This is a genomic window from Neobacillus bataviensis LMG 21833 (genome assembly GCF_000307875.1).
In the GTDB taxonomy this organism is placed as follows: Bacteria; Bacillota; Bacilli; order Bacillales; family Cytobacillaceae; genus Neobacillus; species Neobacillus bataviensis.
The window spans coordinates 1-15627 of record NZ_AJLS01000126.1; the positions used below are offsets into that span (position 1 = coordinate 1).

General features: G+C 38.0%; 15 protein-coding genes. 5 read left to right on the forward strand and 10 right to left on the reverse strand.

Annotation, left to right across the window (positions count from 1 at the left end; genetic code table 11):
• Positions 1 to 134: 134 nt before the first annotated feature.
• From BABA_RS18020 to BABA_RS18030, 3 genes are all read right to left on the reverse strand, one after another.
• Entirely contained in the window at positions 135 to 1637 is a 1503-nt protein-coding gene (locus BABA_RS18020) for an aminotransferase class V-fold PLP-dependent enzyme (protein WP_007086659.1), read from the reverse strand.
• A 129-nt stretch (positions 1638 to 1766) separates the two neighbouring features.
• A complete protein-coding gene (locus tag BABA_RS18025) occupies positions 1767 to 2114 on the reverse strand; it encodes a hypothetical protein (RefSeq protein WP_007086660.1) in 348 nt (115 codons plus the stop codon).
• Between the two features lie 143 nt (positions 2115 to 2257).
• Positions 2258 to 3043, reverse strand: coding sequence for a DUF2935 domain-containing protein (locus BABA_RS18030; RefSeq protein WP_007086661.1), 786 nt, complete (start codon positions 3041 to 3043; stop codon positions 2258 to 2260).
• Positions 3044 to 3332: 289 nt separating this feature from the next.
• Between BABA_RS18030 and BABA_RS18035 the strand changes: the two genes are divergently transcribed.
• Positions 3333 to 4208: a MerR family transcriptional regulator gene (locus BABA_RS18035; protein ID WP_040346890.1), complete on the forward strand. Its 876-nt coding sequence runs from the start codon at positions 3333 to 3335 to the stop codon at positions 4206 to 4208.
• 103 nt (positions 4209 to 4311) lie between these two features.
• Complete coding sequence (locus tag BABA_RS18040) at positions 4312 to 4833, forward strand: MerR family transcriptional regulator (protein ID WP_007086663.1); 522 nt, start codon at positions 4312 to 4314, stop codon at positions 4831 to 4833.
• Between the two features lie 98 nt (positions 4834 to 4931).
• Here BABA_RS18040 and BABA_RS18045 read toward each other — a convergent pair whose 3' ends face one another.
• From BABA_RS18045 to BABA_RS18055, 3 genes are all read right to left on the reverse strand, one after another.
• Positions 4932 to 5396, reverse strand: a complete 465-nt coding sequence (locus BABA_RS18045) for a GreA/GreB family elongation factor (RefSeq protein WP_007086664.1) — start codon at positions 5394 to 5396, stop codon at positions 4932 to 4934.
• A 171-nt stretch (positions 5397 to 5567) separates the two neighbouring features.
• Complete coding sequence (locus BABA_RS18050) at positions 5568 to 6551, reverse strand: acyltransferase family protein (RefSeq protein ID WP_007086665.1); 984 nt, start codon at positions 6549 to 6551, stop codon at positions 5568 to 5570.
• A gap of 253 nt (positions 6552 to 6804) precedes the next feature.
• Positions 6805 to 8055: a DHH family phosphoesterase gene (locus tag BABA_RS18055; protein ID WP_007086666.1), complete on the reverse strand. Its 1251-nt coding sequence runs from the start codon at positions 8053 to 8055 to the stop codon at positions 6805 to 6807.
• 269 nt (positions 8056 to 8324) lie between these two features.
• Here BABA_RS18055 and BABA_RS18060 point away from each other — a divergent pair, with 269 nt between their 5' ends.
• Positions 8325 to 9311 (forward strand): NAD(P)H-dependent flavin oxidoreductase, encoded by a 987-nt coding sequence (locus BABA_RS18060; protein ID WP_211214199.1) that lies wholly within the window; start codon positions 8325 to 8327, stop codon positions 9309 to 9311.
• Between the two features lie 42 nt (positions 9312 to 9353).
• Here BABA_RS18060 and BABA_RS18065 read toward each other — a convergent pair whose 3' ends face one another.
• The 4 genes from BABA_RS18065 to BABA_RS18080 all read right to left on the reverse strand — a co-directional run bounded on the left by BABA_RS18065 (position 9354) and on the right by BABA_RS18080 (position 12704).
• Complete coding sequence (locus tag BABA_RS18065; protein ID WP_007086668.1) at positions 9354 to 10034, reverse strand: M50 family metallopeptidase; 681 nt, start codon at positions 10032 to 10034, stop codon at positions 9354 to 9356.
• 145 nt (positions 10035 to 10179) lie between these two features.
• Entirely contained in the window at positions 10180 to 10572 is a 393-nt protein-coding gene (locus BABA_RS18070; protein WP_007086669.1) for a hypothetical protein, read from the reverse strand.
• A 72-nt stretch (positions 10573 to 10644) separates the two neighbouring features.
• Positions 10645 to 12030 (reverse strand): sensor histidine kinase, encoded by a 1386-nt coding sequence (locus BABA_RS18075; protein WP_007086670.1) that lies wholly within the window; start codon positions 12028 to 12030, stop codon positions 10645 to 10647.
• Between the two features lie 2 nt (positions 12031 to 12032).
• Positions 12033 to 12704: a response regulator transcription factor gene (locus BABA_RS18080; protein WP_007086671.1), complete on the reverse strand. Its 672-nt coding sequence runs from the start codon at positions 12702 to 12704 to the stop codon at positions 12033 to 12035.
• Between the two features lie 159 nt (positions 12705 to 12863).
• Between BABA_RS18080 and BABA_RS18085 the strand changes: the two genes are divergently transcribed.
• Both BABA_RS18085 and BABA_RS18090 read left to right on the forward strand, forming a co-directional pair.
• On the forward strand, positions 12864 to 13994 hold the full coding sequence (locus BABA_RS18085; protein ID WP_235749738.1) for an ABC transporter ATP-binding protein: 1131 nt from the start codon (positions 12864 to 12866) through the stop codon (positions 13992 to 13994).
• Entirely contained in the window at positions 13994 to 15550 is a 1557-nt protein-coding gene (locus BABA_RS18090) for an ABC transporter permease/substrate-binding protein (protein ID WP_007086673.1), read from the forward strand. The genes BABA_RS18085 and BABA_RS18090 overlap by 1 nt, the downstream gene beginning before the upstream one ends.
• The last annotated feature ends 77 nt before the right edge of the window (positions 15551 to 15627 follow it).

Sequence of the window (15627 nt, forward strand, 5' to 3'; positions counted from 1 at the left end):
CGATGTTGACTTATCGTAGGGCGGAGTGCGAAGAACACTAGCCGCTAGGGCGCTGGAGCTGGACAATTTTCAAAGTAATAATTATGCTTTTACTTAATGAAAGAGGCTTCTCCAAATGGAAAAGCCTCTTTTTTTCATTCGAACTGAAATAATGGTGACATATCTTCACGAATGTGATCTATATAAAAATAATCATTACTTGCCGAATCATAGACATAATCCTTTTTCCATTCGTCAATGTTTATCGTAATTTCCTTAACCGCCCTAACAAACAATAAGATTTCTTCATTTGTCATGATTGGATGGATTGAGACTCGTACCCAGCCCGGTTTATTCGACAAATCGCCAAGATTAATTTTTTCCGTAATCTGCTTGGAGGCCTCCTGGTCAATCTGAAAAAGATAATGTCCGTACGTTCCAGCACAGGAACACCCCCCTCTGACTTGAATTCCAAATCGATCATTTAGTAAACGAACGATTAAATTGTAATGGATATGATCGATATAAAATGAAACGATTCCGAGACGATCCTTTATTTGCCCATTTAATATATGAACACCTGGAATTGCTTCTAAATTTGAGAGTAACAGTTTAAGCTGCTCTTTCTCTCTGTTTACGATATTTTCTACACCCATTTGCTCCTTCAGATTTAAGCAGAGCGCAGTGCGGATGGCTTGAAGAATACCAGGTGTCCCTCCATCTTCTCGTAACTCAATATTCTTATAATATTCATGCCCACCCCACGGATTTGTCCAGGTTACTGTCCCTCCACCGGGGTGGTCTGGAATCTTATTCATATAAATTCTTGAATCGAAAACTAAAACCCCACTCGTTCCCGGGCCACCTAAAAATTTATGAGGGGAGAACAAGACAGCATCCAGTTTTTCGAGTGGATCCTTGGGATGCATATCCATCCTTACATATGGAGCAGAGGCTGCAAAATCAACAAAACAAAGTCCTCCATGTTGATGCATCAGTCTCGCTAATTGATGATAAGGTGTTTGAATCCCGGTTACATTAGAACAAGCAGTGAATGAGCCAATTTTCAAGGGACGTTCCTTATAAAAATCAAGGAGCTGCTCTAGGTGTTGTATATCTACTCTTCCATCTGCATCGGGATTAATTAGCACCACATCCGCTAACGTCTCTAGCCAGGATGTTTGATTCGAATGATGCTCCATATGGGTCAAAAAAATAACGGGGCGTTCCTTCTCAGGAAGCTGGAGGCGTTCTTTCCATTGTTCATGCACGCGAATTCCTAATATGCGCTGCAGCTTATTGATAACAGATGTCATCCCAAAGCCGTCGAGAATCACGACGTCATGCTGATCGGCATTTACATGTTCTTTAATGATGGTTTTTGATTGCTTATAGATGCCCGTCATCATTAAACTGGTGATATTTGATTCTGTATGGGTATTGGCCATATAGGGTCCGAACACCTCAGAAATTTTTTGTTCGATTGGTCGATATAGACGCCCGCTTGCCGTCCAGTCTGCGTAGATAATGGTCTTTTTTCCAAATGGAGATTCAAATTCCTGGTTCATTCCAATCACATGTGAGCGAAACGTTTGAAAATATTCCTCAAGATGATCGGGGATGCGAATGGTTTTCCTTCCAATAGTGGCAGTAATCATTTGTTTCCACCTCACATTTAAGTCCTGTTAATCACTATATGCAAGACACTTTTCCGCTGTTTCAACTGCTTTTATCAAAAAAAACCAATCATGGGTATGATTGGTTTTTTTGTTTAATGAGTATGCTTCTTAGTACGTGGTAATCCGAGCAGTTTCCTTTTTAGTCACCTCATCAATTTTTTGAATAAACATTTGAAATACTCTTCTTTTTTCCTCAAGATCCTTTATGTATTCCTTTAGCTGGTTATAGCTTTCCTCAAACGGTTTATGGTACATTTCACGAATCTTTTCGATAATTTCCTCGTTTACGGTCGATTGAATCACCTGCTTCGTGATTCCATATTTATAGGAGTAAACTTTTAATTCCTGTGCCACTTCATCATATTCGTTCGCAATTTCAGTCAAGACTGATGATATATCGTCCTTCCATTCATCTAGTGATTTCTGTAAATACGATTTTGCTAATGTTTCTTCCATATATACACCCGCCTATTAAAGTCTAGATTATGTTAACACTATTATAACGGTGTTTGATTACATAGAGATTTCGGGCAGTTTACAGAATATTATCAAACAAAATAGGACTGTGACAATCTTTCGAAATGGCACAGTCCTATTTTTTAACTAAAGGTGGGTTTCCTTAATGAACAATTCGTACTCTCGGAATGAAGCTCTGGCGCAAATTCGGCTAATTTTTTGATAAAATAGCAAGTTTCCGGAAAGTGATGTTCTAAAAATCTTAAGGTAGTCTTATTTAGTATCCGTTCCCCCTTGTACTTTTCAACGACAGAACGTATATACATATTCATTTCAATGACGGTTCTGCCGACTTCCAGTGCGAGTTCTTTTTGCCGTGGGAACCCCTGCTCTGTAAAACGTAAAAATCCCTTTATATGATGATTCTGGAGGATAAACATCTGGAATTTTTGCGCATAGACATCTGTTTGCCTGTCAACCGCTAATTCTATTGGGTCTATTAAATTTCTTAATAAAATTATATGCCCTAATTGATCTTCGAGCCATAAATCTAACAGTTCATCTAGCCTGAGCGGCACAGATTGTTGTCCATTGACCTGGTATGATAAAAGCCGCAAATACTCTTGATTTTCACTTAATGTTCCATTCAAGTAAGTCGGTGATAAATTTAGATTAATCTGGTTTTTAATTCGCAAATTTTGAACATGACCTTCAAAACGGAAATAATCATAAGCAACTGAGTAAGCCTGTTTCGAAAACGCAACCATTTCATTTGATGAAAAACCTAATCCGGTATCCATTTGCCGAAGTTGATTGAGCAAGGTACCAAATGAATGAATGAACCTTTTTGCCATCACGATTTCCTTTTCTTCTTCTACTGACAAATGATCACGAACGAAAATAGCATGACCTGCAAGATTTCCAGCCAAAATAAATGTTCCTCCCACATACTAATAGTCGTAGCCATCCCCATACCTCCTCCATAAAGAGCATATTCATTCAAACTTAAATCTTGTTATGACAAATAGTAAAAAAACAAAAAAATGATTACCCTACTCCAGAATAACTGCACATATTGCAGGAATATGTTGGTATTTCGTGATTTCAGTCTTGTTTTGAGAGCTTTTGTCAGGGAGCAGGAAAAACAACTACTAGATGGTGAATAATTATGAAAAGAAGATTTATTTCCTAGAGATTAGTAGAGAGGAATGGTGGAGATTGAAGACTTATACATTAAAAGAAGTTTCTAAAAAAATAAATGTTCCTCCGGGAATTGTTCGCCAATGGGAGAAAGATTATGTTGATTTCCTTGATATTACACGTTCAAAACAAGGAGCAAGAATTTATACAGACATGGAAATTGATCAATTGTTAGAAATTAAACAAATGGCCGACAAAAAAGTCAGTAAGGAAATGATCCGGCAATGGCTGCATAAAAGACAGGAGCCCGTTGTTGAGGAATTCTCCCCGGAACCTGAAGTCTCCTTAGAAATCATTTCTGAAGAAGCAATTACCCCAGTGTCCATTGAAGAAAGCGCCCTTAAAAATACCGAGCTCTTTTTTGAAGCAATGGAATCCTATAAAAAAACGTTCTTAAATGAAGTAAAGGATGAAATTCGCAGCGTTGTTCGTAAAGAGGTTTTAGAAGAAGTAAAAAAGGAAATCACAAAGGGTACTTATTATACCGTGAAATCTATTTCTGACTCGATTTATAAATCAACAGAAAATACAAAAGCCGAAATTCATGAGTTAGCGGATACACTTGAAAAGTCTTCAGAGGTCACGTCTGACTCCTTGCAGTACCTTGCAAATAATATTGCAAATGTTTCTCACGAGACCACTGAAGAGATCTTTTCACTGTCCAAACAGCTATCCGAGACCTCTGAAGAGTTATCCCAATATGTGGATGTAACTAATAATGAAATCTCCAATCTTTCAGAAGCGATTTCACTAGACCGTGAATTCTTTATTGAAGAGCGTAATCAATACCGGCATGAAGTTACCCAAAGAGAAGCAGCTTTTCAGCAAATGTTAACCAGTTTCCGTGATGTCGCAGCCGCAAAGGACAAGAAATGGTGGAAATTCTGGGCTTAATCAGGCTATTCTAGTTATTTTGGCTCCTTTAATTCTTGTGCATTTTTACTTAGCATATCGTCACTCATGGTTTATGGTTATTTTTTCATTAGGGGGATTCGACATGAATACAAGTGAAGTAGCAAAATTATTAGGGGTATCTTCAAGTACGGTTCAACGCTGGGTAAAGCAGCTCAGGCTGCCAATGGAAAAAAATGAGCGGGGGCATTATCATTTTAGCAGCGAAGATATTCATCTATTAAAAGAAATTCATGAACAACTTCAAAACGGCACATTATTGCATGAAATTACCCCAGTGAATGAGAAAAAAAATGTCCGAAGAGGAGCTGTGAAATCTGTTGAAAATGAACAGGCTCTCGAAAAATTAGCCGCAAAAGTGAGTGAAATAGAAATATGTATGCATGCAAAGGCAGATTCAGTTGCTTCCTATCAACTCCTTCAGCATCGCCGTGAAATAGAAGATTTGCAAGATCAAGTAAAAATATTAACCCGACAGCTTGAGCTGCTTCAAAACCAGTTCAATGAGCTTAACAAACCCACGCAAACAGAAAAGCTAAGCGTATTTGATCATAGCAAGGTTAAGCGGAAAAAGAAAAATTTCGTCAGTTCGATTTTTGGCTTTTGAAAGACTTTTGCAAAGAGAAAAATAAAGACCGACCGTAATGATGAATACAGTCGGTCTTTATTTAAGTGCCAATAAATGCATGTTCAAATGGTAGATAATCAGGCCTCTTTATACCGCTCTTCCATTTCCAATAAATCCCCAACATATGAAATATCCCTAATTGTCACTTGGAGATCCCCCGTTGGAATTTTAAGTAAGAGCTGTTCACCGAGGTTCCTTAAAAGCAGCTGACGCCCAACCGGTGATAAAAAGGAAATAAAGCCGCTATCCGGGTTTGACTGTTCTGGAAGGCAGATGACAAAGTCCTCAGTTTCATTATCCTCCTCCAAGAGTACCGTCACTTTTGTACCGATAAAAACTTTGTGAAATAATGAAATAAAACCTTTTTTGCCATTTTCTGATAATAACTCTTCAACCTCTAAGACATACAAGTTAAAAAAGTGTTTAATTCTATCCTGGATTGGCGTTGAAGATAGATAAAGAGTGGTTAAATCTTTAATATTTTCATCAATATACACCAATTGCTGAGCATAAAATTCACGGGACAGGTTACTATGGTTCATAATACGTATCCTCCAAGCTAGGGTCAAACTTCCGGCAAGCCTTCATGAATTGATTCATCCTTAACTCCTCCTAAATAAAAAAAATGAAACCTCCCATTTTCCTTGTTAGATGGATGGAAGATCTTAGTATAATATTACCATATCTAAACAGAAAAGTCGCTAACAGGGCATTTAAGACTTAAGCTCAACTAGTGGCCGGGTATATTTTTTTATAAAGTAACTTCCTAGGATTAGACAAATGATAAAAGAGAGGATGACGAGTAAAAGATAGTTCTCCGAAAGGAACGGTAAACTTTCATCCGGTATAAAAGCTTGGAGTGATTTAATAATAAAGCCATGGAACAAATAGACATATAGTGTTCGTTCGCCAATTTTGGTTATTTTATATTGCGTGGAAGGGATTAACGCAAAAAATCCAAACACCACCAGTAATGTAATCCCATATTGTAGTGCGCGAATGAGCCCATCTGACCACTCCGTTCCTCCCATATGCGCATAAGAGCTGTCAGCTAACAGCCATGGAACAGCATCTTTTGGGAAAGCCATTCCAAAGAATAATAATGTGATCATAATAATTCCCATTCCAACTGGGAATGAAAATTTTGCCCTGATCACTCTTTTTAGCTGATTTCCATTTAGCAGGAACCCCAATAAAAAATATGGAAAGAATACTATGGTTCTTGAAAAACTTAAATAACTGCCCACATTGTCGACATATCCAATCACAATTCCCAGTACAATTGCAGCTGCAAATCCGATCCATCTCAACCTTGCAAATCCATATAACAGCAAATTCCAAAAAAATAAACTCAATAAAAACCAAAGTGTCCAATGAGGATGGAATAAATCAATTGTTAACCGATCTTCCTTCCCAATTAAAAAATAAAAAATCGAATAGATGATTTGAAAGATCAAATAAGGGATTAACACTTTCTTTACAGATTTTTTCAAATATCCCTTCTTTTTAAATCCTTTGGCAAAATAACCGGAGATTAGGATAAATGCCGGCATATGGAATAAAAAAATGACCGTATATAAAGTGAAAAGAATACCATCCTGTTCCTTTAAAGGACTGATTAGATGTCCGAAAACAACAAGAAAAATCAAAATGAATTTTGCATTATCAAAAAATTTACTCCTTTTGGTTGAAGCCATTTCATCACCCCGCTGTTTTTTTTATTCAAACACTACCTGAATAAATGTTAGGAGTGCACAATAGTAATACAAATATCCTTATAACAATATTAACCCAATAATATTACAGAGATATGTAATTGAATTTACGTTCTGTTGCATTGTAATTACAATTTTAAAATAGCAATACCATATACCCACGATTAATTTACCACTTTATCCTTAAGGAAACCTTAAAGTATAAAAGAGAGCTTGGGGCATCCCAAGCTCTCTTTTAAATATGCATTATATCGACCATGTGGTTACTAATGATCTCATCGTAATTTTCCTTTAATTCATCAAGTGAAATCTTTAATGCGGATGAAAGCTTATATAAAAATTCTTGGTCTTGCCTTAGCCAGGAAGAATGATTTCTTTTAAGAAAACGTTCCGCTTCGGAAAAGGCAGTAAACGTTTGTTCCATCCTCTCCCCATTATGGATAAGCTCATATTTCCCATCACCTGCTGGTAAAATATACGAACTTTCCCCCATATGGTTTTGATAACCCGTTCCAAAGGCTGATTCCTTCACATTATATTCATTCCGATCGCCATCCGGTTTAAGCGGGTTCTGTTCAAAAACATTGACAATAAAGGTTTCAAATCCTTCTTTTGTCAACTCCGATCCGGAAGCTTTCGGATGTCCTCCACCTCCATACTTCTGGGCAAATTCGGCAACATTCACTTCATCATGGATGGTTCGAAAGCCCATTTTCTTTCCACTAACATTTAAAAGAACAATCATATCCATATGAGGATAAATGTTATTTAAGGCATTGCCTAGCTCTGATAAATACTGCTCTGCATGAACAACCCCTACACAATAATCACCCACAAAGGTTTGCACAATCTGTCTGCTCTTAGAATGGATATAGCGATTAATTTTTTGCTCTTCAATATCAAGAATCATATTTTCCGTGTCCGTTAACTGAAACGAATCGGTATTTTCCGTTAACCGCTTCAACATTTCTTCTTCAAACTGTTCCCTGTTCATTATGTAAAATAAATCATTTAATCGCTTAGCCGTTACATTATTATTTTCATCCCATTCCCAGGTATCATATTGGCGAACTAAATCAATGAATTCCTCCAGGGCATGATTTCGCTCCATCTTCCCGTGCTCAATCAGGTAATCATAAAATAACGAGGTCGCACAAGTCTTTTTCCCATTATCATATTCGGGTTTTACCCAGCCCCATTCGTATTCATTAAAATGCATCGCTGTCACATGATGATCAATCATTTGAATATGCAGGCCCCGTTGAAACCGATCCTGCAGTTTTTTCTCAACCAACTCATTTACCGCTAAATCGGTGATATAAGTTTCTTCTTGGTTATTCGCCGGATGTTTAATAAACGATTCAACCCTTTGATTTAAATTCCGATAGGAACAATAAAATACATTGGCTTTATCCCCGAAGGCTAGTTTTGCAATCAGCCCGCATCCAAGTCCGTCTAAATCCATATCTGTAAAAAGTTTTACCATATCTGACACCCCATCCAATCTTCATTCCATAACGTATAGTTTGGTTTTGAAACATATTCTTATACAGAGTTAAACGCAGCAGACCTAGTATAAGTCAGTTCATTTGATTACTATTCGCTAAATATATACTAATTAAAGGATTAAATCGACTTTTTCGGCTTAAAATTATACAAGTTAATAAAACCTGCCCTTAGGACCTGGTGATAATCATCACATACAACCTATTTACAAAATGGTAAGATACGAGGGAAAGTTCCTACTACTAGCAATTGAAAAGGGGTTATAAATTGAATTTTCCACAACTAAAAATTGGTCATATGATACCAAAAGTTCCGATTTTGCAAGGCGGAATGGGTGTAGGTATTTCTCTTAGTAAACTAGCATCAGCAGTCGCAAATGCCGGCGGGATCGGGATTATTTCCGGTACTGGTATTTCAGTTGACGATATGCGCTCACATATTAGACGGGCTAAAGAACGTGTCAAAAAAAATGCAGGCTATATTGGCGTAAATGTACTTTTTGCCATGAATGACTTTGCTGAGAAAATGAAAGCCGCCCTCGAAGAAAAGGTTGATTTTATCATCTCAGGTGCTGGAATTTCACGGGACATGTATGCATGGGGGAAACAAGCAGGAATTCCGGTTATCTCGATCGTCTCATCTGCTAAATTAGCCAGGATTTCTGAACGGCTTGGCGCTGCGGCAGTTGTAGTTGAAGGCTTTGAAGCAGGCGGACATCTTGGGACGGACCGTCCAATGTTCGATATCCTTCCCGAGGTTGTTGAAGCAGTTTCTATCCCTGTTATTGCAGCCGGAGGAATCATGACAGGCGCTGATATTGCCAAAGCACTTGCTATGGGAGCCGCTGGCGTGCAAATGGGGACCCGGTTTGTAGCAAGCGTAGAATGTGACGCCCCATTAGCCTTTAAACAAAAATATGTAAATGCCGATATAGATGATCTGGTTTTGGTTAAAACCACCGTCGGCTTACAAGGAAGGGCTATCAAGAATAACTTTACAAATTTAATTACCGGCCCGGAAAAATTGAAAATAGCCAAATGCCATGATTGTTTAAAAAATTGTTCCTACCGGTTTTGTACTCTTGATTCCCTGCTTACATCTGTTAATGGCGATGTTGAAAATGGGCTCGTTTTCGCCGGTGCCAGGGTAGCCGAAATCAAGGAAATACTACCAGTCCAAACCATTATCGACAATCTATCAAATGAGTATCGCGATTCTTCATTGTCTATATTGTAAAAACATTAAAAGCCAACCGTGCACTGGTTGGCTTTTGCTCGTTCATTTCGCTAATCGATAATACCCTCTTTTTAACCCAAAATAACAAAACCATAGTGCTTGCATAAAAAAGAATAATCCCCAGATAAACGCCGGAAGGATGGTTAATTGAGCAAGATTGGCCGCATCCCCTGCTGCTTGTGGCTGAACAACGCTAATATAAAGGATTTCATATGCACTTTGAACCGAATCAACTAATAAAATCGAAGCAATCATGAGTAAGAGGTGATCTCTTACTTTTTGACTCCCTTTGATAAGTAAGAAGAGGAAAGCCGCTGCAAATGAACAGAGCCAAAAGATCCCATATGGATTGCGTACCCAAAAGATTAGATTTAGGAAAATAAACGCTAACAAAATATCAATTAAAAGCGTTCCCTTTTTCCTCCCTATTAGTAAAAAGGAAAGAAACGCCATAAATGAAGCAAATGTATAGCCTGCAAGGCTAGTGAAGAAGCTGCCTACCCACGTTGACTGACGGCTGATGGTTGCCCCTTCAGAATTCATAAATAAAGAAATCGTTTCAACATTCCCGCCGAGAAGGGCAATCAATGCATGGCCGGATTCATGGAATAATGTATTGACTACCTTTACATAATTCCCAAGGATTGGCACATGAATCAATAAAAACGCTAACACGAGGAAAAGAAAAAACTTCGCACTGAATTTGTCCCGAACAAAGCTCAAAATGAATTCTCCTCTTTTGTAAAAACTTTTTTATACCTTTATTCTACCATTTTCCATGAATAATTTTGCAAACTTTCACTCTTTAAACACAAAGAAGCTAGCATCACTTGGAATACCAGCTTTCTATCTTGTAACCATTTGTTTTCTATTTTTCTTTGTTTCCTTGTGTAAAGGTTAGCAGGCAGAAAAACACAAAACTTAATAAGAGGATTGCGCCGCCACCGATATAAATTGCGGTTTCGACTGCTTCCGGAAGAAATGCAGGTTTAAAGTTATATAATGCCATCCCCGCGGTTAATCCAACGGCACCCACGATGGCCGAATACACATGAAGCCCTGCTAAAATACGACTTTTCGGTTGAAATACTTTGTAATATACAGCCCAAGCAAATAACGTAAGCCAGCCGACCACTAAAATATGCGCATGAATGGGACGAAGGGCATATGAGCCAGAACCGGCCATGTGCCCGCCAAGCCCTGCTCCAATCAAACCAAAGATGGCTGCAACTTTTAATAAAAGATTACTATATTTATTCATATGTGATTCACCTTCTTCGTTCACTTCGTAATGAGAATACGGTACAAATATGAACGGAATGTGAACAACGGGTTACATTTTGGGGAGAATCACCGTAAACGTCGTTCCTTTGCCTTTTTGACTTGATACGTCCACTTTCCCATGATGCATATCCACAATGGACTTGACGATGGATAGCCCTAGTCCCGTTCCTTCCACTGAACGATCTCGAGACGGATCCGCCCGATAAAAGCGGTCAAATATTCTTTCCGCTTCCTTTGCATCCAAACCTACTCCAGTATCCTTCACAATCACTTCAATAGCTGATTTTGTTTTAGCCAATTCAATATCAATGGTTCCATTCTCCTGATTATATTTAATCGCATTCGTGATTAGGTTTTCCCACACAGAAAATAACAAGGAAGGATCTCCCTTTATCACAGCATCCGGGAGCGTATAACTCATCATAATCCCTTTATCCAGGATACTCCATTGGTATTGATGGATGACACTTTTTAATTGGCCAGCGATGTCAACAGTGCTCATTTCCATTAAATCCTTCTTGCTCTCAATCGATGAAAGCAATAAAAGCTGTTTTGTCATCTTGGAAAGCCGGTTCACTTCTGAATGGATCACTTGAATATACTGTTGTTTTTCCTGCTCACTTTTCCCGTTATTTTCAAGCAAATTCAGATATCCTTTTATATTGGTTAGCGGAGATTGAATATCATGAGTAATATTTGAGATTAATTCCTTCCGCAGCGTATCAACCTTCGCAAGTTTTTGGGCCATGGTCGTAAAGCTGGCAGCTAAATGACCGATTTCATCTTTTCGATCAATATCCAACAAAATAGAAAAATTACCTTCCGCAATTTCCGTTGTTGCCTGGTTCAACTTTCTAATCGGCATCACCAAATATTTAGTACTAATTAATACTAGAAGAATGCTTAGTAAAATCGAAATAATCAATAGCCAACCAAACAGAATATGCATCTCATTAAACATAAGTTTAATATCCGGTCTGATAAATAAGGCATAGTTTCTTCCCTGGTATTTTAAGGGAACACCGACTGAATTTTTTAATTCATTTGCAAAAAAGCCGGTAACAAACGTCTTATGTGGAAATTGGCTGACACCGTGATATACATCACCGTGCAGTACATTTGCGGAAATGGCTTCCGGCAAATCCTTTACTCTAAAACTTGAGCCAAAATACTGCTTGTCCCCCTCCTGGCTAACCAAAAGAATTTGATATCCGATGGCCCCAATATGGTCAAAATAGTCCTCTAAACTTATTAGAGGATGTTTACTGGCAAAGTACGAAATCTCAAAAGCAAAATTTGTGATTTTCGCATCATTTTGCTGTTTTAGCTTCACTTGATAATAAATGTTAGAAAGGAGAAATGAAAAAATGCCGCTAAAAATCATAATCATAATCGTGATAAAAGCAAATTTACTGTACAGCGATTTCATTTTCATTTTTAGCAAACCTCCAAGGAATAGCCTACCCCTCTGATGGTCTTAATGGAAAAATCATCAGCAATGCCCGTAAACCGTTCGCGTAATCGTTTAATATGGACATCTACCGTTCTTTCATCCCCTTCAAAATCAAGACCCCAAATTTTTTCTATGAGGTGCCCGCGGCTAAACACCTGGTTTGGATGTGTCGCAAGAAAAGTTAACAATTCAAATTCCTTTAAGGGTAACATAAAGGTTTTGTTGTTGATTTTTACCTCATAGCTCTTTTTATTTATGTATAAAGATCCCAAATTGAGATTTGCCTCACTGGCATTACCATATCTTCTTAGCAGTGCATTTACACGAAAAATTAATTCTTTCGGCTCAAAAGGTTTGATTAAATAATCATCCGTCCCTGAATCGAATCCCTTTTCCTTATCTTCTATTTGGCTTTTGGCCGTTAATAAAATAATCGGCAGATCATACATTTTGCGGATTTCCGCTGTTAATTGATATCCGTCCATCACTGGCATCATGACATCCACAACCGCTAAATCACAGAGCTCTGTTTTTAAAATCTCAAGTGCTGACAAACCATTTTCGGCAGCCATAACCTTGTGGCCTTCCTTCATCAATATCCCTTTTACTAAACTGCGAATATATTCATCATCATCAACGATCAATATAGTTTTCACGCTTGCACGCTCCTATTTTTTTCTCCCTCCATTGTACTTAAAGGATAGGCATTTTGAAAGAATAGATCATCATCTATTTGCCCAACCATTCGACAAAGTAACAACTTGTGTGTTAACATTGGGTTGTTACTAATCGAACACAAGTTATTACAAGGGGGAATGAACTTGATAGAATTTAAAGATATTGTTAAAAAATATCGAACAAAATCCATTATTAATCCTTTTTCATTAAAAATCGATGCCGGCCAGTTAGTTGTCTTTATTGGACCAAGCGGCTGCGGAAAAACAACATTGCTAAAAATGATAAATAAACTTATCCAGCCAACATCGGGGAAGATCTTTGTGAATGGGACAGATATTTCCGCAATGAATCCGATTGAGCTTCGCAGAAATATTGGCTACGTAATTCAAAATACTGGATTGTTTCCACATATGTCGATTAAAGAAAACCTGGAATTAATCCCAAAACTTAAGGGTGAAGATCCTGCCCAGATTGAGAAAAAAACAAACGATTTACTAGAAATGGTCGGACTAGACCCTAAGGAATACTTAAACAGGTTTCCAAAGGAATTAAGCGGCGGACAGCAGCAAAGAGTAGGCGTAGCAAGGGCCTTCTCCACGGACTCCGATATTATCTTAATGGATGAACCCTTCAGTGCACTAGACCCTGTAACAAGAAGTTCACTTCAAGATGAATTATTCCAAATGCAAAAGGAATTAAATAAGACGATTGTCTTTGTCACCCATGACATGGATGAAGCTATTAAAATAGCAGATAAGATTTGTATATTAAAAGATGGAGATATTCTTCAATTCGACACACCCGAAAATATCCTTAAAAATCCGGCAAATGATTTTGTTGAGGGCTTTATTGGAAAAAGAAGGGTTTGGAATAATCCGGAATTAATGCTGGCAGAGGATATTATGATTCCACAGCCTGTAAAAATAACCGCCATGCGCACCGTATTACAAGCCATTGAAATTATGAAAGACAATAAGGTGGATAGTTTAATGGTAACAGATAAGCAAAATGTACTGAAAGGACTTGTCACATTAAAAAGTATCCAATTGCTCAACCGAAACACGCCAATAGAAATGATAATGGAGCAAAATGTACTCTCTGTTTCACAGGATGCCAATTTAATTTCCGTGTTAGCAACTATGAATGAGCACAAAATCGGTTACCTTCCTGTGGTAAACAGTGCAAAGCAATTAACAGGACTCATTACTCGCAGCAGCATTTTATCGGCCTTGAGCAGCCAATTAATTGATCTGGAGGTGGCGTTTTAATGGGTGGATTTTGGAATTATCTAACAGCAAACTATCAGCAAATATTCGATTTACTGGGTGAGCATTTATATTTAAGTATCGTTTCAGTATTAATTGCCATTATTATTGGAGTTCCTTTAGGGATCTTAATTTCAAACGAACCAAAGCTTTCCAAACCGATTATTGGGACAACGAACGTTATTCAAGCCGTACCAAGCTTGGCATTACTTGGCTTCCTCATCCCATTCATAGGAATTGGCAGTGCGCCGGCAATTGTAATGGTCGTTCTTTATTCACTTCTCCCAATCGTCAAGAACACGTATACCGGTTTGACGAATATTGACGGGGACATTCTGGAAGCCGCCAAAGGCATCGGTCTGACAAAGAGTCAAACCATGAGAAAGGTTCAGCTGCCGCTAGCCTTCCCGATGATTATGGCGGGTATCAGAATTTCAGCGGTAACAGCAGTCGGGTTGATGACTATTGCTGCTTTCGTTGGAGCTGGCGGTCTTGGTTACCTAGTTTTCTCAGGTGTGCAAACTGTTGATAACCATATGATCTTAGCTGGAGCAATTCCGGCCTGTATCTTAGCTCTTCTCATTGACTTTGCAGTTGGAAAACTTGAAACATCTCTTTCTTATACAAGTAAACAAAAAACGGCATCGAAGTCTGGAAAGAAAACAAAAAGATGGATGATTGCACTTGCCTCCCTTATTATCGTGATCGCAGGTGGGTTCAAGGTTTATTCCATTGCCAGTGCCGAAGATAAAGTTATCATTGGCTCGAAGAACTTTAGTGAATCGATGATATTAGGAAACATGCTAGCCGATTTAATTGAAAACAAAACGGATCTTCAGGTAGAAAGAAAACTTAATCTCGGTGGTACACAGGTTGCCTTTAGTGCCGTAAATAGTGGTGATATTGATCTATATGTCGAATATACGGGAACCGGTTTAGTAAACATTTTAAAACAGCCGCCTGAGAGCGATCCTGACAAGGTCTACACTTATGTACAAAAAGAATTCAAACAAAAATATGGACTTGAAATGTTAAAGCCGATTGGATTTAATAATACCTACGCTTTAGCAGTTCGCCAAGACACAGCAAAAGAATATGGTTTAGAAACGATTTCCGATTTAGCTAAAGTAAGTGGAAATTTAATTATGGGACCAACCATTGAATTTCCAAACCGAGAAGATGGATTAATCGGGCTTTCTAAAACCTATAATCTAGAATTCAAGGATGTTAAAGCGGTTGATGGCGGATTGCGCTATACTGCTCTAGATAACCATAAGAGCGATGTAATCGATGCCTTTTCAACCGATGGATTACTCGAAGCCTTTCATTTGAAGGTATTAAAGGATGATCAAAACTTTTTCCCACCGTATTATGCTGTACCACTCATTAAAGTGGAAACGTTAAAAGAACATCCTGAGTTGAAAAAAGCCATCAATTCTTTAGCCGGTAAACTTACCGATGAAAAAATGCGTCAACTAAACTATAAAGTCGACAGTCTCAAGCAGTCCCCTGCAAAGGTGGCAAAAGACTTTTTAGAAAAAGAAGGATTACTTGATTAAGAAACAGGGTTATACCTTTCAATAACAGCCTTATTATCCCCCATTTTTGGGGGTATTTTTTTACAATTAACTTATAA

Excerpts from the sequence above, each read along its gene's own strand:
- BABA_RS18085 (WP_235749738.1), top strand. The coding sequence starts at position 12,864 with ATGAACTTGATAGAATTTAAAGATATTGTTAAAAAATATCGAACAAAA.
- BABA_RS18055 (WP_007086666.1), bottom strand. The coding sequence starts at position 8,055 with ATGGTAAAACTTTTTACAGATATGGATTTAGACGGACTTGGATGCGGG.
- BABA_RS18045 (WP_007086664.1), bottom strand. The coding sequence starts at position 5,396 with ATGAACCATAGTAACCTGTCCCGTGAATTTTATGCTCAGCAATTGGTG.
- BABA_RS18090 (WP_007086673.1), top strand. The coding sequence starts at position 13,994 with ATGGGTGGATTTTGGAATTATCTAACAGCAAACTATCAGCAAATATTC.
- BABA_RS18075 (WP_007086670.1), bottom strand. The coding sequence starts at position 12,030 with ATGAAAATGAAATCGCTGTACAGTAAATTTGCTTTTATCACGATTATG.
- BABA_RS18025 (WP_007086660.1), bottom strand. The coding sequence starts at position 2,114 with ATGGAAGAAACATTAGCAAAATCGTATTTACAGAAATCACTAGATGAA.
- BABA_RS18040 (WP_007086663.1), top strand. The coding sequence starts at position 4,312 with ATGAATACAAGTGAAGTAGCAAAATTATTAGGGGTATCTTCAAGTACG.
- BABA_RS18070 (WP_007086669.1), bottom strand. The coding sequence starts at position 10,572 with ATGAATAAATATAGTAATCTTTTATTAAAAGTTGCAGCCATCTTTGGT.
- BABA_RS18020 (WP_007086659.1), bottom strand. The coding sequence starts at position 1,637 with ATGATTACTGCCACTATTGGAAGGAAAACCATTCGCATCCCCGATCAT.
- BABA_RS18050 (WP_007086665.1), bottom strand. The coding sequence starts at position 6,551 with ATGGCTTCAACCAAAAGGAGTAAATTTTTTGATAATGCAAAATTCATT.